This window comes from Inquilinus sp., assembly GCF_057815775.1.
The window spans coordinates 1-1,589 of record NZ_JBYRFX010000224.1 but is presented as its reverse complement, the minus strand read 5'-3'; the positions used below and the strand labels follow the sequence as shown (position 1 = coordinate 1,589).

The following is a 1,589-nucleotide window of genomic DNA, read 5'->3' as shown; positions in this document are numbered from 1 at the left end:
GAGGTCGACACCATCACCGACTTCTCCCGGGTTCAGGGCGACAAGATCGACCTCCGGCCGATCGACGCCGACGGCAATGCCGCCAATGGCGACACCGCCTTTACCATCGTCACCGGCGGCGTGTTCACCGGCGCGGGACATGAGGCGATCCTCCACTTCATTAATGGCGGCACGGAGGTTCTGCTCGACATCAACGGCAATGGCCTGGCCGAGATGGTGATCAAGGTCCAGGGCTTCTCGCTGGCCGCATCCGACCTGCTGCTCTGAACCGATCTGTCCCGGACCGGGCAATCGGTCCGGGACGTTCTGTTTCCCGTATCCGACCGATTTTCACCATACTTATGCTATCTGCTGGCGTGGCTTTTCATCGAAACTCATTTTCATCGGGCACTGGCTCGGTAGCATTTGCCCGGGCGGCGTCGCCATCGGCGGATTGTGGCGAGTAGGTGCCCCGGGGTCGTCCCTGCTTTGGTCTTCCTTGCATCTTTGGGGGATATATCGATGGCTACGATTATCGGCACGAGCGGCAATGATATCCTGCATGGTACCAGCGGCGACGACCAGATCTACGGGCTGGACGGCAACGACAACCTGAATGGCGGCTCGGGCTCGAACAATCTCTTCGGTGGCGCCGGCAACGACGTGCTGGACAACACGGCGGCCGGCACCACCGGAGGTTTCGTCAGCACGCTCGAGGGTGGTTCGGGCGGCGATCAGATCCTGGGCAGCTCCGGGGTCACGGACATTGCGTCCTATGCCAGCTCGGCCGCCGGCGTCAGGGTCGACCTGACTGCCCATACGGCCCTCGGCGGCGATGCCCAGGGTGACGGGATCTCCAACATCGACGGGCTGATCGGTTCGGCGTTCGACGACATCCTGACGGCAGACTCGTCTCTCCTCGATTCCTCGCTCAGCGGCGGGGCCGGGAACGACATCCTGACCTTGAAGAGGGAGGGCTCGCTGGATGGCGGGGCCGGGGCCGACACCCTCATCGGCGGCGTGGCGAGTGACGGTCCTTCTTCTATCGCCTTCTACTACGGCTCCTCAGCCGGAGTGACTGTGAACCTGGTCACCGGCAGGGGCTCCGGCGGCGATGCCGAAGGCGATGTGCTGCGGAACATCGACGGTGTCAACGGGTCCGGGCGTGACGACCTTCTGATCGGCAATGCGGGAGACAACTACCTCAATGGCTCGGACGGCAACGACCGGATCAACGGTGGTGGTGGGCACGACTATCTCTCTGGCGGCAACGGCGATGACTGGCTCGCGGGCAGCGCCGGCACCCTTTCTCTGGATGGTGGAGCGGGCATCGACACGACCACCTTTGCTGCATCCGCCGCCGCCGTGCAGATCAATCTGCCGAATGGCTCTGGCCAGGGCGGCGATGCCCAGGGGGTCCGCTTCAGCGGCATCGAGAACATCGTCGGCTCGCACTTCGCCGACACGCTGGCCGGCGGCGCCGAGCAGAACCGCTTCGAAGGCGGCGCCGGGGCGGATACGCTGGATGGCGGCCTGGGCATCGACACCGCGTCCTATGCCGGATCGGCCGCCGGGGTGGTGGTGAACCTGCTGGGCGGTATCGGTTTCGG

At 64.7% G+C, this 1,589-nt stretch carries 2 protein-coding genes; both read left to right on the top strand.

From position 1 onward, the window contains the following. Positions 1-267 (top strand): M10 family metallopeptidase C-terminal domain-containing protein (locus AC3XYG_RS08090; protein WP_489139303.1); only part of this gene is annotated, 267 nt, incomplete at its 5' end. A 234-nt stretch (positions 268-501) separates the two neighbouring features. Next, positions 502-1,589 (top strand): calcium-binding protein (locus tag AC3XYG_RS08085; protein WP_489139302.1); only part of this gene is annotated, 1,088 nt, incomplete at its 3' end.